This window comes from Streptomyces sp. NPDC008092 (genome assembly GCF_042957285.1).
Taxonomy (GTDB): Bacteria; Actinomycetota; Actinomycetes; order Streptomycetales; family Streptomycetaceae; genus Streptomyces.
In genome coordinates, this window is sequence record NZ_JBIBHY010000002.1 from 892,260 (window position 1) to 915,414 (window position 23,155).

Consider the following 23,155-nt stretch of genomic DNA (forward strand, 5'->3'; position numbering starts at 1 on the left):
CGTCGGCCGAAGGAGCAGCCGATGCCCAGCATGACCTTCGGCCACGGAGCCGCGCCGCCGGTTCCGGCCCGGCTCCGCGCGGTTTCGGTCGGGCCGTCCCCCACCCTTGGATCCAATCATTGGACCCAAGAAGTCCTCTGTGGTTTCATGGCGAGGTGTTGCCCAGTACTTACGCACATCAGGACTGCTCGCTGGCGCGCGCACTTGAGGTGGTGGGCGAGCGCTGGACGCTGCTGGTCATGCGGGACGCCTTCTACGGCGTCCGCCGCTTCAACGACTTCTCCGCCCACCTCGACGCACCCCGGTCGGTGCTGAGCGCCCGGCTGACCACCCTGGTCGAGGCCGGCCTGCTGGAACGGCGACCCGACCCGGAGCACGGCGGGCGCCAGCTGTACGAGGTCACGGACAAGGGGAAGACACTGTGGCCGCCCCTGTACGCCCTCCGCACCTGGGGCGAGGCCTACGCGGCCGATGGCCGTGAGCCGCGCCGGGTGTTCACGCACGCCGACTGCGGCGAACCCCTCGATCCCACGGCACGCTGTGCTGCGTGCGGCGTGATCCCGGAGCCGCAGGACGTCATGGTGATTCCCCTGGAAGCCCCAGGAGAAGGAGCCCGCACGGACCCGGTGGCCATGGGGCTGCGCGAGCCTCATCGCCTGCTCGATCCACTTCCGGCAAAGCAGGCCGCGGGCAGCTGAAAGGCCGGGTGCCCTGGCCGTCCCCCTTCCTCGAACCGTGGGTCGTGGTTTCGCAGCGGGACAGCGCGGGCCCGCGCTCACGAAGACCAGTCCCGCCGACTAGGAGCTGTCCGGGCGATCATGTGACCGCCATGTGCCTGAGTCGTTGTTACGGGCATGGGGCGGGGTGATCTGACGGATGCCGAGTGGGAGCGGCTGCGGCCGTTCCTGCCGGTGAGCAATGGGCGTTGTGGCCGGTGGCGGGATCACCGGCAGGTGATCGACGGGATTCTGCACCGGGTGCGGACCGGGGTGCACTGGCGGGATCTTCCTGAGCGTTTCGGGCCGTGGAAGACCGTCTATGAACGCCACCGGCTGTGGTCGGCCGACGGCACGTGGGAGCGTCTGCTGCAACAGGTTCAGGCTGCTGCCGATGCCGCGGGCGAGATCGACTGGGACATCTCGGTGGACTCCACCATCGTGCGTGCCCATCAGCACGCGGCCGGTGCGCGGACCGAACCGCCGTCGGCACCTGCGTCAAAGGGGGCCGAGACGGCAGAACATCGGGGCGAAACGCCATGGCAGAGCCTGCTCGCCCGGCTGGTGGAGGTGGTGCAGGAGGTGAGGGACTGGGCCGTTCGCGGGGCGGGTTCACCAGCAAACTCCACCTGAGCGCCGACGGCTGGTGTCGTCCACTGTCCCTGGTCGTCACGCCGGGGCCGCGGGCGGACTGCACCCAGTTCCAGACGGTGCTGGCAAGGATCCGCGTTCCGCGGGTCGGTCCGGGCCGGCCCCGCACGAAGCCCGACAGCGTCGCGGCCGACAAGGGATACAGCAACGGCCCGTGCCGCGCATACCTGCGGCGCCGGGGCGTCCGGCACACGATCCCGGAGAAGACCGACAGCCGGTCCGCCCGCCTGCGCAAAGGCTCACACGGCGGACGGCCACCCGGCTTCGACGAAGAGCGGTACAAGAAGCGCAACACCGTCGAACGAGCGATCAACAGACTGAAGCAGTACCGGGCCGTGGCCACCCGCTATGACAAACGCGGCTACGTCTTCCTGGGCGCTGCGACCAGCGCGGCTCTGCTTATCTGGCTTCGGAGTTGAGCACCGACCTCACAGAGCGACCGGCCGATACGCCAGGGCCTGATCGACTACTTCATCAGCAGAAAGCTCCCGCTCCGGCGGCCAGAAGATCAAGCCGCTGACATGACCGGACGGGCATGCCAGGGCTCTGTCGAGCCTGTCCAGCCAGCCGTTCACCTCATCGTCTGAGGCGTAGTCCGCCTGCATGATCCGCTGCACGAGCGCGACCGCCTCCGCGCGACTCATCTCCACAGCACTCATCAAGTCCCTCCACCAGGTCACCCTAGCGGGACGCATGATCGCCCGGACAGCTCCTAGCACCTCACCTCTCCTCATCTCACCCCCGCGGCCCGGTTGAGATCCCCTTGGGCCAAGCCCTGATAGCCCCCGGCCGAGCGAGTCGGTGCGCGGTCGGTGCCGCACAGGGTCGCCGAGGTCGTGCGGACCGGCAGTGCGTCCCGCTCGACGACCGTGGGGATCTCCACGTCGGGCAGTTCCGACGGCCGACAACACCGGCCGGAGCGGCGGCGCGACCGGCCCCCGGAGCACGCCGGTCACGCCGCGTCCCCTTCACGGCGGCCGTTCGAACGCGTCCGCGGGTCCTCCCCCCGGCGCCTCTGCTCGTGGCGGCGCCGACTCCGCTACTACGCACGCCACGGGATGCCGGGCGAGGCGGGCGTTGCTTCGATTGGGGCACGCGCCCGAGACCGGCGGGCCAAGCGGCTGGGCGTGCACTTCGGCGGCCCCTGTCCGGCCGGCGTTCTGGTGACGGCGAGTTGCAGACCTGCCCAAAAGAGTGGAGGCGACTATGACGGTCGAGGGAATGACGGGCTTTCGCCTGTTGACGCAGGATGTGCTTGCCTTGGGCGGATCGCTCGACGATGACGACTGGAGCCGCCCCAGCGGTGCCGAGGGCTGGACGGTCAAGGACGTCTTCTCACACGCCGGTCAGCTCATCTCGCTGCTGGTCGCCACCATCCAAGGGATGGCCGAGAACCCGGATCCGCCCCTCGGCGTCGAGCGCCTGAACGAGGTCATGGTCGGTCCTACGCGCGAGCAGAAGCCTGCTGCGATCCTCGACTTCCTGCGAACCCAGGCGGAGATCGCCTTTCCCGTGTTCGAGAGCCTCCAGCACGAGCCCCTGGCGTCGTCCTCCGCCGAGATGCTCGACCTGGGGACGTACGAACTGCACGCCATCCCGAACATGTTCACCTTCGACCTCGCCACGCACCTGCACTTCGATCTCCTCGCTCCCCGAGGACCGCTGAGCCTCGCACGGCCACCCATGGACGAGGAGCGGATCGGGCCCGCCGTCTACTGGCTCATCGCCGGAATCCCGAAGATGCAGCCCGACCTGTATCGCTCCCTGCGGGCGCCCATCGGCCTCGACCTGACCGGACCGGCATCGACGAGCGTCGTTGTCCGCCGGATCGGGGATGCCGTCGTCGTGGAACCCGCCCGTACGGCTCCGGCCCCTGCGGCTGTGGTGACCTCGTCGACCTTCGACTTCCTGGCCTGGTCGACCACCCGGACTCCGTGGCGCGAGGTGACACAGGTGGCCGGCGACGTGACCGCTGCGGCGAGCTTCCTGGACAAGCTGAACCTGGTCTGAGGGCCGGGGCTCGACAGGTCTTCGACGGCACCGCCAAGCACCCCGGAACCGTGCCCGGTGCTCTTCGGTCGGCCGGAGGGAAGCGCGGTCGTCGCCGGACGTCTGTCGCCGCCGGCGGCTCCGGCGGGCCGCCTCCGGCTCGCAGGGAGGTGAGGGCGGCCTGCGATGTTTGTCTGCCGTCTTTTGGATGATGGAAATCATCTTGATGTGGGCGGCTCTGTGCCGCTCCTCGACGGGAGGCAGACCATGGGGCACTCGCAGGCGGAGAAGGCGGCGAGCCGTGAGCGGGTGCTGCGCGTCGCGTCCCGCAAGGTCCGTGAGGACGGCTTGGCCGGTCCCGGTGTCGCCGAGATCATGCAGGAGGCCGGCCTGACACACGGCGGCTTCTACAAGCACTTCGCCTCCCGGGAGGACCTGATCGCACAGGCTGCCGCCGCCGCTCTCGCCGAGCGTCCGGTGGAGGTGGAAGAGCTCGCGGGGATGGGCGAGCAGGACCGGTACGCCGGCATCGTCGACACCTACCTCGGACGGGAACACCGCGGCTCTCCCGGCACCGGCTGCGCGCTGGTCACCCTCGGCGCTGCCGCCGGGCGCGGCGACCAGGCCCTTAGGACTCCTAACAAAAGTGCTGGGCTTGGCCTGGTCAGCGGTCGGTGTCGTGCACGAGGCCGCCGGGCAGCGGGATGCAGTCAGCCGCGCAATCGCACGCGATAAACCCGGCGACGTCGACGGTCATCCGGGATATTGGTCGCCATGGAGGAGGTCAAGGTCGTCGGCGCCCATTCCGAGCGCGCGACCCTGCGCGTCGGCGACGTGTTCCTGAAGGTGGACGCCGATCAGGCACGCATCGACGTCCAGGTCGAGGCGATGACTTTGGCGCCGCTGCCGACCCCGGAAGTCCTGTGGCACAATCCGCCCGTGCTCGCGATCGCCGCGGCCGCGGGGTGTGATTGAGCGAGGTGGTTGGCACGTGGGCGCGACATCTGTCAATCCTGCGGCGCCCACAACGTGCGCACGGCAGTTGGCGCTTTGCCACGAGGACTGGAACCGCCGTGGGTGACAGAAAGATCGAAAAGTCGGCGTATATGAAGCCGGTCGTCGCGACAGTGAGCGGGACCGGATCAACCGAGACGACGCCGACCATCCACACTCCCGGGACCAGCGGGTGAAATTGCCGGCGACCCGGCGCCGCTCAGTCACAGCCCCTATGGCTGAGTGGGTCCGGCTGACGGGACGCGTTGTCGGCGCAGGAGAAGTCCTGCGGGCCGCCACAGAGTGAAGACCAGACCGAGGCCGAGCAGGATCTGCAGGATCTGCTGGATCACCGGGGGCCCGGGCTGCTTGTCCCCTCGCCTGAGCGGGGCACGGCCCTGCGGATCGACGGTCACCGTGTAAGTGCCGCCTACCACCCACTTCCAGGCCATGAGCCCGTTCTCCTCGATCGGAGCCAGCGGTGGGCCGTCGATGACGGTGACCGTGTAGAGGTGGGCGCTGTCACCCATGCCGTCGCCGACGGACCACTGAATCTGTCGGACCCTGACGTGTTCGGTACGCCCGTGCTGGTGCAGTACCTGCTGATCCAGCTCCTTGTTCTGCAGGAACAACATGCCGAGGAGGCACACCGCACACAGCAGCCACCGGATGTCCAAGTACCAGCACGTGCCCAGGAATACGCAGGCGAGGAGGATCGCCAGCGCGCACAGCTCGTCGATCCACTGGGCGTGCGCGACGACGGCTGTGCGCACGATCGCCCACAGCGCCAACGCTGTGCCGGTGCTTGCGGCGCCCACCAGCACCCGCCAAGCCACGCCTGTCCGCCCTGTGCCTGCTTCCTCCGCGCTCACCCTCACCCCTGCTTTCGACGAAACCGCCGGCCTGGTGGTGCACGCGTTCCAATGTATGGATTGTTGAACGATCCTTCAATAGGATGGTTCAACATTCCATCGTCTGCTTCGCGGACGCGGAACGGCAACCAACCGGAGGGCTGCAGGAGATGAGCTGGCATCAGTTCGAACAGGTCGACGACCTTGGGCAGATCCTGTTCAGCGACGACCCCGCGCTGGGGCTTGAGTGCGTGCTGGGGGGCTTGGAGACCGCGGAAGGCACAGTCACCCTCCATCCCGCACAGACACCCCGCATGCCCACGGCCCTCTTCGAGTTCAGGCATGCCGTGGGCGTGGGCTACTTCGGGTACGTCGTGCCGAAGGGAGCCTCGCTCGACGAGATACCCGAGGAACCGCAGATCGAAGGCGCCATCCTGTTCGGCATGAGGCGCCTACCGCCCGAGGTCTTCTGCGACCTGCCCTCGATCCCCGGATGGGAGCTGCACGAGATACCCGATGAACAGCCAAAACTGGATCAGTGCCTCGGGTACACCTACTCCCGGCTGGAACTGCGGACGCCCGACGGTGAGATCTACTCCCGGACCTGGGTCCCGCACGACCCCAAGTGGGCGGCCGCCGCCCTGCGTCACGGCTACGTCGTGTGCCTGTGCGGCGTGGAACTGGGGATCCGCGCACCGTATGCGATGACCGAGGCGCAGCACACCCCGGTCATGCGCTACGAGGCCTTCCGCCGCGGATGCGCGCTGGGCCTGACCGTCGGCGGGCTCGTCGCCTACGTCGACCACCGCTGACGCGCAACACCGAGCCGGCACGCTTCGCGTGCGAACTGGGCCGCGACGCGGCGTGCGAGCGGGCCCTGCGGACGATGTGAGGTCGACGTGCTGAAATCCCGGCTGTGAGGCTGTGCGGGCTCGGCTGCTACGCGTGCGTTCTGACGCATCGAGCGGGCCATCTCCTCAAGCACATCGCCTGCCCTCACTCCCAGCAAAGTGCGGTGCGCAGTCGTCGCCGGCAGATGACGGCGCAGCCGAGGGTAACGAACGCGTGGTGGATGTCGTCGCGGATCTCCCAGCGGGTACGCAGGCGCCGGAACCAGTGCAGCAGCGCGATCGCCCCTTCCGCGACCCAGCGGTAGACGCCCAGGCCGGAGCCGTGCCCGACGCCGCGCCGGGCGATGTGCGGGGTGATCTGGAACCGGCGAACCTTGTCCCGGTAGACCTCATGGTCATAGCCACGGTCGGCGTAGAGGTGCTTGGGGCGGCGCAGTGGCCGGCCGCGCTTGCCGCGGATCGGCGGGACGGCCTCGATCAGCGGGATCAGTTGGGTGACGTCGTTGCGGTTGCCGCTCGTGGTGATCGTCGCGAGCGGGATGCCGTGTGCCTCGACGATCAGGTGGTGCTTGCTGCCGGTCTTGCCCCGGTCTACCGGGGACGGACCGGTAGCCGGCCCGCCCTTCATCGCGCGGATGTGGCTGGAGTCGACCGCAGCCCGGGAGAAGTCCAGCAGGTCTGCGGCCCGCAGCTCGCAGAGCAGCAGCTCGTGCAGGTGCTGCCAGACCCCGGCCTCATTCCAGTCCCGCAGCCGTCGCCAGCAGGTCATCCCCGAGCCGAAACCCAGCTCCCGGGGCAGGAACTCCCAGCGGATCCCGCTATACAGCACGAACAGGATCCCGCACAGCACCTTGCGACTGTCCAGACGCCTACGACCCGGACGTCGCGGATTACGCGGGACGGCCGGCAGCAGCGGCTCGATGCGCGCCCACAACTCGTCTTCGATCTCCCAGGGTCTGGCAGCGGTCTTCCTCGTTTCGACTGGCTCGCACCCCCTTCGGCCAGCATCAACGAAAACTGACATGCCGTCATTCCCGGAGATCCACAAGCCGCCTTTTGTTAGGAGTCGTTAAGGAAGCCTATGAGAAGCGGGTCCGCGGCTACCTCGACCTCTTCGGCGGCAACGACTCCGAGGATGCGCGCGCCGAAGCCATCCTCACCCTCAGCGCCCTCGTCGGTGCCACGCTCATCGCCAGGGCCGTCGCCGACCGCAATCTCTCCGACGAAGTACTGGAAACCGTCGCCCGGCAGCTGACGGAGCACTAGGGGTCGGCTTCGGGCATCGTCGTCGCCCCGCTACATCGCTGGGTGGATGGGATATGCCCATCCAGGCGTGTCTATGGCCCGCGGCGATCTGACCGTCAACGGGCGGTGTAGTCCGCGGTGAGCCGGTCGAGGAACGTCATCAGCTTGGCGTTCATCTCGCTGTAGTCGTTGGCACGCAGCTCGGCGGGCTGCTGGACGTAGGGCCGGTCGGCGAGTGCGGCCAGTTCCTTCTCGTCGTGCTCGATCAGGGCCTCGATGCACTCCGGGGTGAACTCCAAGTGGCACTGGAAGGCGTAGACGTAGCGGCTGTAGGCGACGATCTGGCGAGGGCATCCGGCGCTGGTGGCGAGCACGGTCGCGTCGTCGGTGAGGCCGGGCATGTCGTTGTGCCAGTGGCCGGTGTGGAAGGAGTCCCCGAAGCCGGTGAGGAAGGGGTGCGCGCGGCCGGCGTCGGTGAGCGTGACGGGGAAGGAGCCGATCTCCGTGTGCGGGCTGGGTGCCCAGGCGGCGCCGAGGGACTCGCCGACGAGCTGGGCACCGAGGCAGATGCCGATGACGGCCCGGTCCGCGTCGATACAGGAGGAGATGAGGGCCTTCTCCGCGGCGGCGTCGAAGTGCGCGCACTCGTCGACGGTCGTGCTGGGCTGCTGGGGGCCGCCCATCACGATCAGCAGGTCGATGTCCTGGCCGGACACGGGCAGCGCGTCGCCCTCGTAGACCCGCGAGAAACCGAGGTCGTGGCCCCGGGAGACGGCCCAGTCCTCGAAGGCCCCCGGGGCCTCGAACGCCTCGTGGACGACTATGTGTGTACGCATGGCTTGTCGGCCTCTCTGTCTGTGCGGGTAGCGGGGGGAGGGGAAGGAGCGGTCTGTCGTGGTGGCGCATGCCGCCGGCGTCTGGTCGGGGCGGATCAGGCAGGGCGGGCGTGGAGGACGGCGGCGAGGTCGTCGGTGAACTCGCGTGCCTGCTGCGTGGTGAGCGTGGAGGTGGTCACCCTGATCTCCTGGCTGCCGCCGGTCCCGGCGGCGAAGAGGTGGCCGGGCTGGACCGCCCAACCGCGCCGCGCCAGTGCATCGGCGACGGGGCGGGACTCTGTGCCCAGCGGCACCCAGACGTTCAGGCCGTCCGGCCGGTAGCCGGGCGGACGGCCGATACCCCGCTCGGCAAGCCCGGCCAGCAGCAGTGAGCTGCGCTCGACGTAGGCGCCGCGCGCGCGGGCGGTCAGCCGGTGCACCTGCGGATCACTCAGCAGCCGGTACGCGGCGTGCTGGAGCAGCCGGCTCACCCACGTCGTCCCGGTGTTCAGCCGTGTCTGCAGGCGCTGGGCGCTCTCCTCGTCCGTCGCGACGAGCGCGAGCCGAAGATCCGGCCCGAGGAACTTCGAGACCGAGCGCACCAGCGCCCACCGTGTGACCTGGGGCGGTGTGATCCGGTGGTACGGCACGTGGGAGACCGCCCAGAAGTGGTCGTCCTCGACTACCAGGACCTGAGGATGCGCCGCGAGGACCGATTCGAGCTCGGCCGCGCGCTCGCGGGTGATGCTCACACCGGTGGGGTTGTGGGCCCGCGGCGTGCAGACCACCGCCCGCACCCCGCCCTCCAGCGCCGCGCGCAGGGCCTCCGGCCGCATCCCCGCCTCATCGACCGGGACCGCGACGGTGCGCAGACCGTTCAGCCGCAGGGTGCCGATGCTGGCCAGGAAGCACGGGTCCTCCACCGCGACCGCGTCGCCGCGGGTGAGATAGGCGTTGAGCAGCCGCTCCGTGGCATCGACCGCGCCATGAGTGACCAGAACCCGGAAACCGTCCGCGGGAACGTCCGTCGTGAACCGCTCCCGCGCCCAGGCGGCAAGGTCCGGATCAACCGACGGCGCGCCGTACAGCGCGGGCCGGTACTCGCCGCCCCGGAGCGCCTGCAGCGCATCGGGGAGCAGCTCCGGGGCGGGGTTGCCGCTGGCCAGATCGATCAGGCGGCCGCCGAACCACGCGCCCTCGCCGGCCAGTTGCGGCACGCCTATCACGACCGTCCCGCCGCGGCCGCGGGTCTCCGCCTCACCTGCGGCCACCAGTTGCCGGTAGGCCGAGGCCACCGTGTTCCGGTTCACCCCCAGCTCCTCGGCCAGCTTGCGCACCGGCGGGAGCGGGTCCTGCGGCACCAACTGACCGGACGCGATCAGGTCCCGCACACTGCCGGCGATCTCCGTCGCCGTCGTCCCGTTGATCCGCACCGGCCGTCACCTCCTTCAAGACCATAGCATTTGGCATAGGCCATAATAAATATGTCCTATGCCAAAGACGGCGGCGGGGGTGTACGTTCGCAGCTTCGACGGTCTACACGGACTTTGACCTGCTCGGACTGCGAGCGGTCCAGGATCTTTGTTTCCTTCCCGGCCACGACGGTCTCGGGCGGCAGGGCCGAGTGGGGCGATGTCGGAGTGATGCGGTTACGGCGGCCCCAGCGCGGTTGCCATGACCGTCCTCGCCACCGCAGCCGCGCCTTGCTCCCGCTGCCGCGACTTCCCCTGGGCGTCTGCCCGCGAACGCGCTCACCCGGCCCCGTTCAGTGATGCCCGCGCAGTGATGCCCGCGCCACTGCTGTTCCGGCTCGGAGCGCAGCGACCGGATCGGGCGCCATGTCGAGCTCGATGAGGACCGTGCCGGCTCCGGGCGTGCGGGACATGGCCTCCGCCCAGCCGGGCCAGTCCACGATGCCCTTGCCCAGCTCCGTCATGTACGGCTGCTGTTGGGCGTACACGGTCTCGTCGACGGTGAGGTGGGTGTCGATCGGTCCGACCGCGTCCTTCCAGTGCGCCAGGGCGATGCGCGGTGCGTGGCGGCGGGCGACGGCCACCGGGTCGCCGCCGCCGAGGGCGATGTGGCAGGAGTCGGGGCACAGCCAGACGTACTGCGGGTCGGTGAGGGCCATGAAGAGGTCGATGTCGCGCTCGTACCAGAGGGTGCTGTTGGACTCGGTGTGCAGGGCGAGTCGCACGCCGTGCCGGGCGACGGCCTCGCCGACGGCGTGGGCGATGCCGGCCATCCGGTTCATGTAGGCGGCGTCGACGAAGAGGGGCGGGCGGGTCCCGAACGTCCGGCGCATGGGCAGTCCGGCGACGAGGAGGTCGGCTCCGGCCTCGGCGAGGAAGGCCGCGCGGCGCTCCGCGTCGGCGACGATCGCCGGGAGGTTGTTGTCGTCCTGCCAGCTGGGGGCGTCGCTGTCGGCGACGAAGGTGCTCACCAACGACAGGCCCCGGGAGGTCAGTTCGCGCCGGAACGCCGACGCGCTGCCGAACGCCCGCAGCACCGAGCCGATGTCACCGGGTGCGAAGGTCAACTCGATGCCGGTGACGCCGGATTCGGTGAGTGCGTCCATCACCCGCTCCCAGAAGGCCACGGGGTCGGCGAGGGCCTTGTCGCGCACGGCACCGTCGGAGCCGAGGCCCCAGAAGTCGGGGTGGTAGAAGGTGATGATGTCGGTGGCGAAGCGCGGGGTCACTCGGAGCCTCCTCGGGCGTTGTAGACGGCGACCTCGTCCGCGTCGACGGCTTCCCGGTAGGCGCGGAACACGGTCAGTGCCTCGTCGCGGAGCACGTCCCGCACGACCTTGATGCCGCGGGCCTCGAACTGCTCGGCCCAGTCCGCGCCGAGCGGGCCCTCGTCGAAGGTGGTGATCTCCTCCAGCTCCGGGCCCTGTCCCGCGACCACGAGACCGCGCACCCCGGACCAGAGGGTGGCGCCGTAACACTGGACGCACGGACGCCAGTTGACGACGAGTTCGTGGGCCGGGACGCCGTGGCCGCCCAGGTCCCAGCCGCCGGTCGCCTTCTGTGCGAGCCCGAGGGCGACGACCTCGGCATGGGCGCTGGAGACACCCGAGGCGAGGACGACGTTCACGCCCACCGAGACGATCCGGCCGGTGTCCTGCTCGGCGACCAGCGCGGCGAACGGACCGCCGTTGCCCTCGCGCCAGTTACGGTCGGCCAGCCGGTGCACGAGCCGCATCCGGTCCGCCCGGTCGGGGACGACCGCGGGCACGTCGGCCAGCTCGTCGTCGATCCACGCGGGCAGCGAGACGCGGAACTCCCTGGGGATGTCGATCATGGTCAGACCTTCTGTCGAGGGGTGGTGGTCAGCGCGGGATCCCGCCGGCCCGCGGTGTGCGCGGTGACGGCGCGGGCGGCCCGGACGGCGGTCACGGCGCCCGTCAGGGTGACGTTCGCGGCCATCGCCGTGGGGATCACGCCGTTGCCGGCGAGGTACAGGTTGTCGTGGCCCCACACCCTGCCGTCCGGGTCGCACACGGTGGTGCCGTCGTCGGCGGGGCCGGAGCGGACGGTGCCGGTCAGGTGCAGCGAGGAGCCGGGCGGCAGCAGGGCGCTCTCGGTCGCGGGATCGAAGGAACCGAACTCCTCGGCCAGCGAACGGACTTCGTCCTGCGCCCGGCGGATCAGCGCCCGGTCGGCGGCGGAGTGGGTGAACTCGACGCCGATCCGGGGCAGTCCGGCGAGGTCCGTGTCCAACTCCGAGAACACCAGCCGGTTCTCCGGACGCGACTCTACCGGGACGTACAGCGAGATACCGACCGAGTGGGCGAGCGGGCGGCCCGCCCCGTCCAGGTACGTGCGGTTCATGATCTGGCCGTGGAACGGCTGCGCGGCGCCGTTGTGCGGCAGCCACAGGGAGTCGGTGCTGAACTCGCCGGGGCGCGGCAGCGGCAGCGCGTCGAGGCCGATGCCGAACCGGTCGAGGTCGAGCAGCGCGCGGGCGGTGACGAAGGCGTGCTCGTTGAGCCGGCGGCCCAGCGCGTCCGGGCGGATGCCCGACGCGAAGAGCAGTTGCGGGGTGCGCAGCGCGTCGGCGCACACCACCACGGCGTCCGCGTCCAGGTCCGACTCGAAGCCGTCGGCGACCCGGCGCAGCCGGGCCCCCGCGACCCGGCCGTGCACGACCCGGAGCCTGGTGACGAGCGTGCCGGTGACCAGGGTGAAGGCCGGGTCCGTGCCCGTCGCGAGCGGCGGGAAGATCGTCGCCGGGGCCGTGCGCGGCATGGGGCCGGCGGTCGTCGGCGTGACGGCCATGGGCATCGGCTGCGGGCGTCGGTCGGCCGGTCCTATGCCGTCGTAGCGGCGGCGCAGTACTTCGAGGACCAGTTGCCCGACCACGGTCGGACCGATCGCGGCCGGTGCGACCGCGAGGAGTCGGCGGGCGGTGTCGAGGTCCGTCGCCCAGGTGGCCGGATCCCCGGAGTCGAACACCTCGTGCCCCGCCGGCCAGGGTGTCGCGGCCGTCCAGTGCACACCCATGCCTCCCGCGTTCCACGCGAGCGCGGCCTGGGGCATCGCCTCGGCGTCCTCCCCGAAGGCGAGCGCGTGGTACATGCCGGGCGGCAGGTCGGCGAGGTCGCCGGGGACCTCGCGCACCACCTCGGCGCCCGTGTACATGCCCTGGATGCCGGTGGCGACCTGTTCGTTGTAGCGGGCCCACAGGAGGGGATCGTCGAGGTCGTGCAGGTGCCTGCCGGGGGTGTCGCCGATCGCGGTGCCGGCCTCGACCATCGTGATCCGCAGCGCCGGATCGGACTCGCGCAGTCGCCGCGCCACGACGGCGCCCATGATGCCGCTGCCCACGATCAGGACATGGGTGTGGGGGGTGTGGGGCACAGAGGACTCCAAATGATCGGTGACGCAGAGGGTCAGAGGCTCGGTACGGGAGGACCGAACAACTGGGTGTCCATGCGGTCGAGTGCCAGCTTCACGGCGCCGACGAGGGCGGCGTCGCGGCCCAGGCCGGTGGCCCGCAGCTCGACCGCGGGGGTGCGGGCGGCGCGCAACGCCTCGCGTACCCGGGGCAGCAGCACATCGGCCGCGTCCTCCAGGCCGCCGCCCAGCACGATCAGGGAGGGGGCGACCGTCCAGGACAGGGTGGTGAGGATGGTGGCGATGTGCGCCACGAACTCGTCGACCTCGGCGAGCGCGCCCGCCTCGCCCGCCCGGGCGGCCTCGACACGGCCGAGCGCGACGGCACGGCGCTCCGGCTCCGGCGAGGTGAGCCAGGCGACCGGCCGGTCCTCGACCGAGTCCGTGCGCATCGGGACCGCCTCGATGATCTCGCCCGCCGCTCCGTCGAGCCCCCGGTGCACCGCTCCCCGGATCAGGATGCCGAGGCCGGCCCGGTTGCCGAGCATCGCCCAGACGACGTTGTCGTGGTCACCGGCCACGCCGCGCCAACGCTCGCCCAGGGCACCGAGGTTGGTGTCGTTGTCCGCGAACCAGGGCACCCGGATCCGGCGGGTGAGTTCCGCGGGCAGGTCCACGCCCTCCCACCGGGTCGTGTGCACGAGCCGCCGCACCACGCCGTCGTCGTCGATCGCGCCACCGCTCGCGAGCGTACCGGCGCGCAGCCGCTCGACCGACCCGCCCGCGTCCTCCAGCGCCTCCCTTACCAGCGCCGCCACGTCGTCGAGCGAGGCCCGCGGGTCCGGGTAGGAGCGCAGCGGGCGGTGCGCCCGGCCGACGATACGGCCGCGTACGTCCGCGACGACCGCGGACACCGTCTCCGTGGTGATCTGCGCGGCGGCCAACAGGGCGTGCTCGGCGCGCAGTTCGTAGCGCCGGGCGGGCCGGCCGGCACAGCCCTGGGTGGGTACCCGGTCGAGTTCGGCCACCCAGCCGGCCGTCAGGAGGGAGTCGAGGATCAGCTCTATGGTGCGCCGTGACAGCGTCGTCCGTTCGGCGAGGGCGGTGAGCGTCGTCGGTCCGGCCGACACCGCCAACGCTCGCAGGATCACTGACGTGTTGACCCGGCGTACCGCGCTCTGGTTCATCCCCGCCATCAGCACGCCTCCGCCGCTGCCGGGACCACGGGGTCGTACCCGCCCGTGACGTCGGCGGCAGGCGCGGCGCCAGGACGGCCGTACTCGCGTGCCGTGTCGCCGAGTTCGCCGGTCGCCTGCGCCCAGGCCGGCCGTCGTCCGTGCACGAACGCGACGAAGTCCGCGTGCATCGACGCGGCCAGCTCCTGCGGCGCGCGCGGGCCCAGGGCCGCGGGGACGCCCGGTGCGTCGAGGACGTCGTAGAAGAACGGGATGTCTACGCAGTGCGTGGCGCCACCGGTGGTGGGGGAGGGCCATTCGAAGGAGTACAGCCAGGTGCCGGCGGCGGCCTCCCGCCGGAGGCGTGCCGCGCGCGGGCAGGCGGCGCGGAAGAGGGTGTCGGTGACCCGGGTGCCGGCCGCGCGGGCGGACCACGCTGTCGCGTTCGCTGCGACATCCGCATCCGCATCCGCTGCCGCATCCGCTGCCGCGCCCGCTCTCCCGCCGCCGTCGAACTCGTCGCTGGTCGCCCCGAGCAGCAGCGGTACGTCCAGCCCATGCCCGGCAAGCCCTTCGGCGAGGGACACCGGCAGGATGTCGTCACCCGTGACCGGCCCGAGCACCAGCACCTCCTCGCCTCTCACATCCCCCACCGCCCGCTGCAGTTGTGCCATGCCGACGCCGCCGAATCCCTCGCGCGTCGGCGGTACGCCGAGCCGCTCCCCGAGCCGTGCCAGGAAACCGTGGGCGGTGTCCCTGCCCACCTCGAAGAAGCCGCCGGAGATGCTCACCGCCCGCTGGAAACGGCCCCGGGCGGCCGGTGACGCCAGCAGGGCCAGCACCGCCGCGCCTCCGGCCGACTGCCCGGCGAGGGTGACCCGGTCCGGGTCGCCGCCGAACGCGGCGATGTTCTCCCGCACCCAGTCGAGGGCAAGCAGCATGTCGCGCAGCCCGAGATTGGCCGGTACGCCGTCCAGCGGCGCGAACCCGTCCACGCCCAGCCGGTATCCGACCGTCACGGTGACGACCCCGTCGCGGGTGAAGGAACGCCCGTCGTACCAGGGGCTCGCCGGGCTCCCCGCGAGGAAGCCGCCGCCGTGGATCCATACCAGGACCGGGCAGCGCTCGGCGTCGACCGGGGCGACGACGCCCAGGTTCAGCGCGTCGTCGCCCGGCACGGACGGCTCCGGGATCGTGGTCGTCGCCGACAGCGGCACCGCCTGCGCGGTCGCGCCGTGCCGGGCCGCGTCGTACGGCTCGGTGAACCGGCCGCGCGGGACCGGCGCCGCGAACCGCCTTACGCCGACGGGTGCTTCGGCGTACGGGATGCCGAGGAAGCGCCGGACTCGGCCCTCCCGGCGGCCGACGACCGTGCCCGCCGGGGCCCGCACCGTGTCCGTCGTGATCACCGTCACCGCATCCCCGTTCCCGCGATGCCCTGCACGAAGTACCGCTGGAGGCACAGGAAGAGCACCAGCACCGGCAGCATCACCACGATCGCACCGGCCAGCATCAGACCGTAGTCGGTGACGTGCACCGCGGCCTGGCTGGTGGCGGCGAGGCCCACCGGGAGGGTGTACGTGGACATGCTCTGGGCGACGACGAGCGGCCAGATGAAGTTGTTCCAGGAGGTGAGGAACGACATGATCGTGATCGTCGCGACCGCGGGACCGGCCAGCGGCAGGAAGATCCGGAAGAAGATCCGGAACTCGCCCGCCCCGTCGATCCGGGCGGCCTCCAGCAGCTCGTCGGGGACCGACAGCGCGTACTGGCGCATGATGAACACCGACAGCGGCAGCGCCACGGCGGGCAGCGCGATGCCGGTCAGGGTGTCGGCGAGACCCAGGTCGACGGTGATCACGAACTGGGTGACGAAGACCGTGGTGAACGGCACCATCATCGCCCCCATGACCGCACCGAACGCGAGCCGCTTCCCCGCGAACTCCAGCTTGGCGAGGGCGTATCCGGCCGCGGACGCGGCCACGACGTTCCCGACGACCACCATCACCGCCACCACGACGCTGTTCACCAGGAACCGGCCGAAGCCCTGCGTGCGGAACAGCCGGACGAAGTTGTCGAGGGTGGCATGGTGCGGGAGCCAGGCGCCGGGGTCGGAGCGGATCTCGTCGAGGCTGCGCAGCGAGCCGCCGGCCACCCAGACGAACGGCAGCAGGGTGAGCAGCGCGCACAGCACCAGCGCCGCGTACAGCAGGGGCTGGGCGACGGACCGGCGGCGTAGGGCGGTCCGGTCGGCGGCGACGGGTTCGGTGCGGGTGTCGGTGGGGTCGGTGTCGGCGTTTTCGTACGCGGCTACGGCGGTCATGAGCGGGGCCTCAGCAGTCGGAACTGGACGACACTCACCAGGGCCACCATGACCAGCATCACGAAGGACGCGGCGGACGACATGCCCAACTGGCCGACGCCGAACTGGTGGTAGGTGTACAGCGCCACCGACTCGGTGGAACCGAGGGGGCCGCCGTCGGTGAGCAGGTAGGGCTCGTCGAACACTTGCAGGTAGAAGACGGTCAGCAGGACCGACACCATCAGGGTGGTGGGCATCAGCATCGGCAGGGTGATGTGCCTGAGCTGGCGCCACCGGCCCGCCCCGTCGAGGGCCGCCGCCTCGTACACGTCCCCCGGGATCGCCTGGAGCCCGGCGAGGAACAGCACCATCGCGGTGCCGAAGTTGCGCCACACTCCGAGTGCGATGACCACGGGCATGGCCAGATGGGTGTCGTCCAGCCAGTTCGGGCCTGCCAGGCCGACGGCGGACAGCACGCTGTTGACGGTGCCGTTCTCGTTGAAGGCGTACTGCCAGATCAGGGCGACCGCGACGACGTTGGTGACGACCGGTGCGAAGAAGACCGTGCGGAAGGCGCCGCGCAGCCGCCGGATGCCCGAGTTCAGCGCCAGGGCCAGCACGAACCCGGCCGCCATGGTCAGGGGCACCCCGACGGCCACGAACAGCGCGGTGTTGAGGATGTCCCGCACGAAGCTGTCGTCCTGGAACAGCCGGACGTAGTTCTCCAGGCCGGTGAAGTCCACCGCGAGCGGATGCCGCAGGTCCGAGCCGCGCAGGTCGGTGAGGCTGAAGCCGAGCGCGGCGACGGTGGGCACGGCCGTGTAGACCAGGAAGACCAGCGTGAACGGCGCGAGGAACAGCCAGCCGACGGCCGTCCGGCGGGTTCCGACCGTCGTCCGGCGGGTCCTCACCGCGCCCCCGTGCCGAGGCTCTCGGCGTACGCCTGCACGTTCGCCGCCGCCTTCGCCGCGCTCTCGGTGCCCTTGGCCACGGCTTCCATCTCCTTGCCCAGCCGGGTGGCGACCTGCTGCCAAGTGGACACCTGCGGGAACGCCCGGGTGTTCTTCAGCTGGGTCAGGAAGGCGTTCAGCAGTGGCTGCCCCTTGATCGCCGGGTCGTCCCAGGCCGAGACGACGGCAGGCAGCGAGCTGTACGCCTTGTACTGCGCGACCTGGGTGCCGGGCTTCGCGAGGTGCCGGACGAACTTCCACGACGCGTCGGGGTTTCCGGCGTCGGCGAGCACGCCCCAGCTGCCGCCCGCAGCGAAGGACGCACTGCCCGACGAGCCCGCCGGCAGCGGCGCGGTGGCGACATGGGCGGCAGTCCAGCCGGTCTTCTTGGCCGCGGTGTCGAGCTGCCCGACGACCCACGGACCGGTGATCATCATGGCCGTCTTGCCGGACACGAAGTACGGCTGTGCGTCCAGGAAGGTCGGTCCGCTCGTGTCGGCGACCTTGGAGGTGAAGAACGACGCGTTGTACGTGAGCGCGTCGGCCATGGCCGGGGTGTCGAGCGTCCACTTCCCGCCGGAGAGCAGCGAGCCGCCCGCCTGCCAGGCGTACATGGCGACGTCCTGGCCGTTGAAGATGTCCCAGCCGATGTCCGCCCCCAGCCCGTGCGCCGCCCCGGCGCCCTGGAGCGCCTTGAGGAAGGGCACCGTCCCCGCCCAGGTGGTCGGCGCCGTGACGCCCGCCTTCTTGGCGAGGTCCGAGCGGTAGACGAGCGCGTAGGTGTACGCGTACCAGGGGACCGTGTAGGCGACGTCCCCGACCACCCCGGCGTCCCAGAGGCTGGTGAAGAAGGACTTCGGCTCGACCAGTCCGTCCGGCACGGCCCGCAGGATCGACGGGTCGAGGAACTGGGCCTGCGACTCCGGGAAGAACTGGGCGACGTCCGGTCCCTTGCCCGCGGCGATCGCCGACTGGAGCTTCGTGTAGTACTCGGCGTTCGGGATCAGCGTGAACTTCACGGTGAGCTTCGGGTTCACCGCCTTGAACGGCTTGATCACCTTGGCCAGGACGTCCGCGTCGCCCTGGGCGGCCCAGACGTTCAGGGTGCCGGTGGCCGGAGAGTCGTCGACGGGCGCGGCGGAGGACTTCGCGGCCGTGGTCGCGTCGCCACGGCCACAGCCGGTGAGCGCACCGGCGCCGAGCAGCGCCAGGCCGGCGGTCAGCTTCAGGGCACCGCGTCTGGAGGGGAGGGACATTTCGGGGGCTCCTGGATTTCGCGGGAAAGCAGCGTTATCGCTGACTGCGAAGCTACGAACGCCGTGTTGCACGGGCGTGGCCGAGCCATCACGAATAATTTCGGAACTTGTAGCGAAATCGGCCGGGTGCTGAGCAGGAGCGTTCTGCCGAGGATCACGGCGCCCCTGTGCGCCGGGACGCAGGCGGCTACGGCGGCGCCCGGGGCCCGCCCCACCCACTCCCGGTCCTTCCGCTCGGCCCCACCTCGCCGACGAAGCCAACCATGGCCCAAGTCGCCGATCCTGGGGCGCTCCCGAGGCGGGCGGCCAGTTCGCGATCGAAGGTGACCCGGACACCCTGGTGGAGGACCGCCGAGTCGTCTGCGAAGGGGGAGGCGGGAGAGTGCGTCTGCTGATGTGGCCAGTCGTACGCCTGCTGCCGCTGTCCGGCTGCGCGTCGAACTCAACGTCGACGGAGGCGGACGGGCCGCCACCGACTGCCGCCCCTCCACAACAAGGGACAGCCCGGCTGGAGCCCCGGACAACGGCGGCTCCAGCCGGGCTCACTGGCTATTCGTCAGATCACGACTCCGCGAAGAGCGTGATCGTCCATGACTCCGAGAACCTGTTTCTCAACGGGCCCTGTCAGAGCCATCCGCCGGCGATGAACTGGACCGGGTCCTCCCCGGGGTTCTCGCGGATGCCGTACACGGCCTGGGCCGTCGCCCACAGGACCGTGCGACCCAGCCGGTCGGGGTAGCGCTCGACCATCGCGTTGAAGTAGTCGACGGCGGTCTTCTGGGTGCCGAACAGCTCTTCGGCGACGTCGAGGTACTCGCGGGTCTCGGCGATGGTGCGTGCGGCCGCGTCGTCGAGGGCGGAGTCCTGGTGCCCGGCGACGATGTGGCGGGCGTCCAGTGCCGCGACCCGGTCGATCGCCTGGCGCCAGGCGTCGAGGCCGGCGAGCGAGGTCTCGCTGAGGTAGAGGTGGGCGCCGTTGTAGATGACGTCGCCGGCGACGACCAGTCCGAGGTCGGGGACGTGCAGGACGCTGGAGGCGTCGGTGTCGGTGTAGCCGGCCTCGACGATGACGAGGTCCTTGCCTTCGAGGGTGAACCGGTTGTCCGGCACCGTCACCGCGGTCACCGGGGACTCCGGTATGCCGGGGTAGACCTTGTCCCAGACGAACGGCCGCGCGGCGACGTTGGCGTGCATCTGGCCGATGGTTCCCTCGGTCGCCACGACACGTGCGCCGAACCGCTCCGCCAGCACGTTGGTGTTGAACCAGTGGTCGCCGTGGCCGTGGGTGATGAAGATGTCCGTCAGGTTCCGGTTCTTGCCGGCTACCCAGTCGCCCAGTGCACGCGCCTGGTCGGCCGTGAGGCCGGGGTCGACGAGCACGGCGTCCTCGGTGCCGTAGATCAGGGTGCTGGCCAGCGGCGGGAACAGCCTCGCCTCTCCGTTCGGAAGTGCGCCGTTGTCCTGCTTCGGCGGGTCGTTGATGAACACGTCGTAGGCGAGTTCGGTCGAGCTCATGATCATGTTCCCCTCGGTTTTCGACGCTCCCGTGATCGGGGTGCGTCGCGTTCGCTGCTCTTCAGCCATCCATGTATAGCGATCGCTTTACCTGGCTTGGAAGTTACGCCGCCCGGCGATGCATGTAAAGCGATCGCTATACCTTGGTGGTGGCCGCGCCGATGGCGGGCGCATCCAGGAAGTCGTGCACGTCCGCCCCGCACTGTTTTGCGTGCTGGAAGAGGAGCCCATGAGCGGAGTCCGGGTACCGCTCCACGAACGCGTCGGGGATCGGACTGGCCGCGAGGTGCGAGTGGCGGGGCAGGGTCATCCGGTCGTCGTCGCCGTCCGGGATGAGGGCGGGCTGCCGGATCGCGTCGAAGAGGTCCCGCTTCCCCGCCGGCGGCGGCCGGACGAGCGCGGTCTCCTGGGTGATGAAACTGCCGATGATCAGATCGGGATCCCGGCTGTCCGGGTTGACCCGGAAGTGCTGCAGCGGAATTAACGGCCGCCGGATCCCTGGTCTCGGACGCCGGAATGCGTGGCTGATTCCGTTCGGTCCTTCGACCGTCGGGGTCCGGGCCTCCGGATACTTCACGCCGTCCTCCGGTGTCCGTCCGATCTGCGCGATGGGTGGCGGGACGGGAGGCGGTGGCGGCAGTCAATCGGGTTACGTGCGCTGCCCGTTGCGGCGCAGGTGTCCTTCTCCGTCACCCGAAGTGCGCCGGGAGCACGCCTCGTTCGGTCCGGAAGCAGGATGGATCAGCGGTCGGGTACTCGTCCCTCACCCATATAGGTGAGGGGAGCCGGCCACCGCAGCGTGCTGACGCGACGTGCGTGTGCGCGTGCGGGGCGGGCGGCATGGGCATCACGATCGCCGCGTTGCCGGGGCCTGTGCTGACGAGCGTGCCGAGTTGGGGCGGTCGTGCCAGTGCCGAATCCGGAAACGTTGTCCGCTCGCGCATCGCCACGGCGATGTCGTAGTCGGTCGGCGCCGAGACGACTTCCGCGACGTTGCCGAACGGATCGCTGTAGACGTCGACTTGGGCGCGCTGGGAATCTCACTCCGCCAAGCTCGGGGCGGTGTTCTGGCGGTCGTCGAGCGCTGCCACCCCCGACGCGGCCGTCTCCGGCCTCAGCTCCCGAGGTGCGGGTAGTCGGTGTAGCCGGTGGCGTCCGGGCCGTAGAAGAGTTCCGGCTTCGGTTCGTTGAGGGGCGCGTGGCGGGCGAACCGGGCGGGCAGGTCCGGGTTGGCGATGAACGCCTGCCCGTAGGCGACGAGATCCGCCAGGTCGTCGGCGAGAAGCGCGTTTCCCCGTTGCTGGTCGAATCCGACGTTCGCGATGACGGTGCCCTGGTAGACCTTGCGGAAGTGCCGGAACATCTCGTCGCCCGCCAGATCCTCCAGCGGTCCGCCGGCGGGGTCGCTCATCATCCCCATGAGCAGCAGGTGCGAGAGGTCGTAGTCGTTGAGGCGTCCGAGGACGTACTCGCTGTCGGCCAGAGCCTCGCCTCCGGCAACGAACTCCCCTGTCTCGGCCCAGGCCGGACCGGCCTTCACGCCGACGCGACGCAGGTCGATGTGGTCGCCGACGGCTTCGATGACGTCGAAGAGGAAGCGGGCGCGGTTCTGGATCGATCCGCCGTACCGGTCCGTGCGCACATTGGTGCGGGGGTTCAGGAACTGGCTGATCAGATAGCTGAAGCCGGCCTGGAGCTGCACACCGTCGAAGCCGGCGCGCACGGCGTTCCGGGCGGCCGTCGCGAAGTCGGCGACCGTCTGGCGGATGTCGTGCTCCGACATCGCCAGGGGCTCCACCGTGGGCTTGCGGCCCGTCGATGTCGGTGCCAGCAGTCCGGGGTTCACGGCCGAGGGCGCCAGCGGGGGACGGCCGCCGAAGAAGTCGGGGTGGGAGGCGGAACCGGTGTGCCAGAGCTGGGCGAAGATGACGCCTCCCGCACGGTGGACCGCGTCGGTCACCTGCTTCCAGTGGGCGACCTGCTCGTCGGTGAACAGCCCCGGGACGTCGTGCCAGCCGATCGCGTCGCGGCTGACCCACACGCCCTCGGAGATGATCAGGCCGGCCGATGCGCGCTGGGCGTAGTACCGGGCGTGAAGATCGCCGGGCAGCAGGTCGTGGCTGCGTGCGCGGGAGCGCGTCAACGGGGCCATGACCATGCGGTTCGCCAGCGGGAGGTCCCGCATCCGGTACGGCTGGAGCAGGGGCTGCGTCGAACTCGACATGTGAGTCTCCTGATGAAGGGCGAAGCCCGGCAGGCCCGGGAAGGGTGCCGGGTCGCATTCCGACGGCGGCAGCGGCCGCCCTCACACGCAGACCAATTAATGCACAGATCTGCGCCTTAGTGTGAGCCTAACAAGGATCCCGCTTAATGCAAAAATCTGCGCATCAAGCGGGATGGTCGGAGCGGGGGAGTCATCAGGACGGCAGGTGGGGGAGGGGGAGGGGGGTGGGGGCGTGAGGGGCTCAGAGTTCGTCCACGTAGGCGTTCGTGTCGATCTCGGACAGGGTCCAGGGCAGGAAGATCACGCGGTAGATGATCGGGGCCACCACCCGGTCGAGGACGTCGTCGCCGCTGAACGCCCCGCCGGACCGGGCGGCGAAGGCGGCGGCCTCCGCGCGCCTGTCGCGCAGACAGTCCGACTCGCTCTCGCCGGCCGCGGCGGCCCCGCCCCGGAGGATCGCGGCGTTCACCGGGACGCTGTAGTGACTGATCAACTCCCGCGCCCACGCGGCCAGATCGGACCGCGCGTCACCGGTGTCGGGAAGGTCCCGGTCGGGGTCCAGCCGGTAGGTCGCCAGGTCGTTGATCATGGTCCGGGCGTCTCCCCATCGCCGGTAGATGCTGGAGTGATTCACCCCGGCGCGCTCCGCGACCATCGGGATGGTGATGGCGTCGCTGCCCCGTTCGGCGATCAGTTCCTCGACGGCCTTCCGGATGGACGCGAGCACGGCGGCGCTGCGGCCGCCGGTACGGCGCCGCGGGGCGGATTCTGCAGTCATGTA

Annotated in this window: 23 protein-coding genes and 1 pseudogene; 7 read left to right on the plus strand and 17 right to left on the minus strand. The window is 70.4% G+C overall.

The genetic code is table 11. The annotated features are described in order from the left end of the window. The first annotated feature begins 155 nt into the window (after positions 1-155). Together ACFZB3_RS08795 and ACFZB3_RS08800 are read left to right on the plus strand one after the other, a co-directional pair. Positions 156-698 (plus strand): winged helix-turn-helix transcriptional regulator, encoded by a 543-nt coding sequence (locus ACFZB3_RS08795; RefSeq protein WP_391371845.1) that lies wholly within the window; start codon positions 156-158, stop codon positions 696-698. 156 nt (positions 699-854) lie between these two features. After that, positions 855-1,786 (plus strand): IS5 family transposase gene (locus ACFZB3_RS08800; RefSeq protein WP_391371848.1). Its coding sequence is split into 2 segments (ribosomal slippage): positions 855-1,214 and positions 1,217-1,786, totalling 930 coding nucleotides; the frame shifts between segments, so codons are not numbered across the junction. Between the two features lie 9 nt (positions 1,787-1,795). On the opposite strand, the gene ACFZB3_RS08805 is transcribed toward ACFZB3_RS08800, so the two are convergent. Next, on the minus strand, positions 1,796-2,026 hold the full coding sequence (locus ACFZB3_RS08805) for an e9imm peptide (protein WP_391371851.1): 231 nt from the start codon (positions 2,024-2,026) through the stop codon (positions 1,796-1,798). A 562-nt stretch (positions 2,027-2,588) separates the two neighbouring features. Between ACFZB3_RS08805 and ACFZB3_RS08810 the strand changes: the two genes are divergently transcribed. The 3 genes and pseudogenes from ACFZB3_RS08810 to ACFZB3_RS08820 all read left to right on the plus strand — a co-directional run. Then, a complete protein-coding gene (locus ACFZB3_RS08810; RefSeq protein ID WP_391371854.1) occupies positions 2,589-3,377 on the plus strand; it encodes a maleylpyruvate isomerase N-terminal domain-containing protein in 789 nt (262 codons plus the stop codon). 246 nt (positions 3,378-3,623) lie between these two features. Beyond that, positions 3,624-4,091 carry a TetR family transcriptional regulator gene (locus ACFZB3_RS08815; protein WP_391371857.1) on the plus strand — a complete coding sequence of 156 codons (468 nt, stop codon included), beginning with the start codon at positions 3,624-3,626 and terminating at the stop codon, positions 4,089-4,091. A gap of 39 nt (positions 4,092-4,130) precedes the next feature. Beyond that, positions 4,131-4,322: pseudogene (locus tag ACFZB3_RS08820) on the plus strand (aminoglycoside phosphotransferase family protein); the annotation flags it as partial. 260 nt (positions 4,323-4,582) lie between these two features. Here ACFZB3_RS08820 and ACFZB3_RS08825 read toward each other — a convergent pair. Further along, a complete protein-coding gene (locus ACFZB3_RS08825) occupies positions 4,583-5,185 on the minus strand; it encodes a hypothetical protein (protein ID WP_391371860.1) in 603 nt (200 codons plus the stop codon). 185 nt (positions 5,186-5,370) lie between these two features. Here ACFZB3_RS08825 and ACFZB3_RS08830 point away from each other — a divergent pair, with 185 nt between their 5' ends. Continuing rightward, entirely contained in the window at positions 5,371-6,012 is a 642-nt protein-coding gene (locus ACFZB3_RS08830) for a hypothetical protein (protein ID WP_391371863.1), read from the plus strand. A gap of 184 nt (positions 6,013-6,196) precedes the next feature. Here ACFZB3_RS08830 and ACFZB3_RS08835 read toward each other — a convergent pair whose 3' ends face one another. Next, a complete protein-coding gene (locus ACFZB3_RS08835; RefSeq protein WP_391372086.1) occupies positions 6,197-6,997 on the minus strand; it encodes an IS5 family transposase in 801 nt (266 codons plus the stop codon). Positions 6,998-7,107: 110 nt separating this feature from the next. Between ACFZB3_RS08835 and ACFZB3_RS08840 the strand changes: the two genes are divergently transcribed. Further along, positions 7,108-7,317, plus strand: a complete 210-nt coding sequence (locus ACFZB3_RS08840) for a hypothetical protein (RefSeq protein ID WP_391371866.1) — start codon at positions 7,108-7,110, stop codon at positions 7,315-7,317. Positions 7,318-7,412: 95 nt separating this feature from the next. On the opposite strand, the gene ACFZB3_RS08845 is transcribed toward ACFZB3_RS08840, so the two are convergent. From ACFZB3_RS08845 to ACFZB3_RS08910, 14 genes are all read right to left on the minus strand, one after another. Beyond that, a complete protein-coding gene (locus ACFZB3_RS08845) occupies positions 7,413-8,132 on the minus strand; it encodes a hypothetical protein (RefSeq protein WP_391371868.1) in 720 nt (239 codons plus the stop codon). Between the two features lie 95 nt (positions 8,133-8,227). Beyond that, positions 8,228-9,544, minus strand: a complete 1,317-nt coding sequence (locus tag ACFZB3_RS08850; protein ID WP_391371871.1) for an aminotransferase class I/II-fold pyridoxal phosphate-dependent enzyme — start codon at positions 9,542-9,544, stop codon at positions 8,228-8,230. A 332-nt stretch (positions 9,545-9,876) separates the two neighbouring features. Further along, positions 9,877-10,812: a TIM barrel protein gene (locus ACFZB3_RS08855; protein WP_391371873.1), complete on the minus strand. Its 936-nt coding sequence runs from the start codon at positions 10,810-10,812 to the stop codon at positions 9,877-9,879. After that, positions 10,809-11,417 carry a nucleoside deaminase gene (locus ACFZB3_RS08860; RefSeq protein ID WP_391371876.1) on the minus strand — a complete coding sequence of 203 codons (609 nt, stop codon included), beginning with the start codon at positions 11,415-11,417 and terminating at the stop codon, positions 10,809-10,811. The genes ACFZB3_RS08855 and ACFZB3_RS08860 overlap by 4 nt, the downstream gene beginning before the upstream one ends. Positions 11,418-11,419: 2 nt before the next feature. Next, the gene (locus ACFZB3_RS08865) at positions 11,420-12,976 is read right to left on the minus strand and encodes a GMC oxidoreductase (RefSeq protein WP_391371879.1); all 1,557 of its coding nucleotides are present in this window, start codon (positions 12,974-12,976) and stop codon (positions 11,420-11,422) included. A 32-nt stretch (positions 12,977-13,008) separates the two neighbouring features. Continuing rightward, entirely contained in the window at positions 13,009-14,139 is a 1,131-nt protein-coding gene (locus tag ACFZB3_RS08870; RefSeq protein ID WP_391372089.1) for an ROK family protein, read from the minus strand. Positions 14,140-14,147: 8 nt separating this feature from the next. Then, positions 14,148-15,536, minus strand: coding sequence for a carboxylesterase family protein (locus ACFZB3_RS08875; RefSeq protein ID WP_391371882.1), 1,389 nt, complete (start codon positions 15,534-15,536; stop codon positions 14,148-14,150). Between the two features lie 2 nt (positions 15,537-15,538). Then, positions 15,539-16,450: an ABC transporter permease subunit gene (locus ACFZB3_RS08880; RefSeq protein ID WP_391371885.1), complete on the minus strand. Its 912-nt coding sequence runs from the start codon at positions 16,448-16,450 to the stop codon at positions 15,539-15,541. Continuing rightward, entirely contained in the window at positions 16,447-17,340 is an 894-nt protein-coding gene (locus tag ACFZB3_RS08885) for an ABC transporter permease subunit (RefSeq protein ID WP_391371888.1), read from the minus strand. The genes ACFZB3_RS08880 and ACFZB3_RS08885 overlap by 4 nt, the downstream gene beginning before the upstream one ends. Further along, a complete protein-coding gene (locus tag ACFZB3_RS08890) occupies positions 17,337-18,635 on the minus strand; it encodes an extracellular solute-binding protein (RefSeq protein ID WP_391371891.1) in 1,299 nt (432 codons plus the stop codon). The genes ACFZB3_RS08885 and ACFZB3_RS08890 overlap by 4 nt, the downstream gene beginning before the upstream one ends. 624 nt (positions 18,636-19,259) lie before the next feature. After that, positions 19,260-20,150: an MBL fold metallo-hydrolase gene (locus ACFZB3_RS08895; protein WP_391371894.1), complete on the minus strand. Its 891-nt coding sequence runs from the start codon at positions 20,148-20,150 to the stop codon at positions 19,260-19,262. Positions 20,151-20,286: 136 nt separating this feature from the next. Further along, positions 20,287-20,727: an alpha/beta fold hydrolase gene (locus ACFZB3_RS08900; protein ID WP_391371897.1), complete on the minus strand. Its 441-nt coding sequence runs from the start codon at positions 20,725-20,727 to the stop codon at positions 20,287-20,289. Between the two features lie 537 nt (positions 20,728-21,264). Then, on the minus strand, positions 21,265-22,374 hold the full coding sequence (locus tag ACFZB3_RS08905; protein WP_391371900.1) for an alkene reductase: 1,110 nt from the start codon (positions 22,372-22,374) through the stop codon (positions 21,265-21,267). A gap of 241 nt (positions 22,375-22,615) precedes the next feature. Continuing rightward, positions 22,616-23,152 carry a TetR family transcriptional regulator gene (locus tag ACFZB3_RS08910; RefSeq protein ID WP_391371903.1) on the minus strand — a complete coding sequence of 179 codons (537 nt, stop codon included), beginning with the start codon at positions 23,150-23,152 and terminating at the stop codon, positions 22,616-22,618. Between the last annotated feature and the right edge of the window lie 3 nt (positions 23,153-23,155).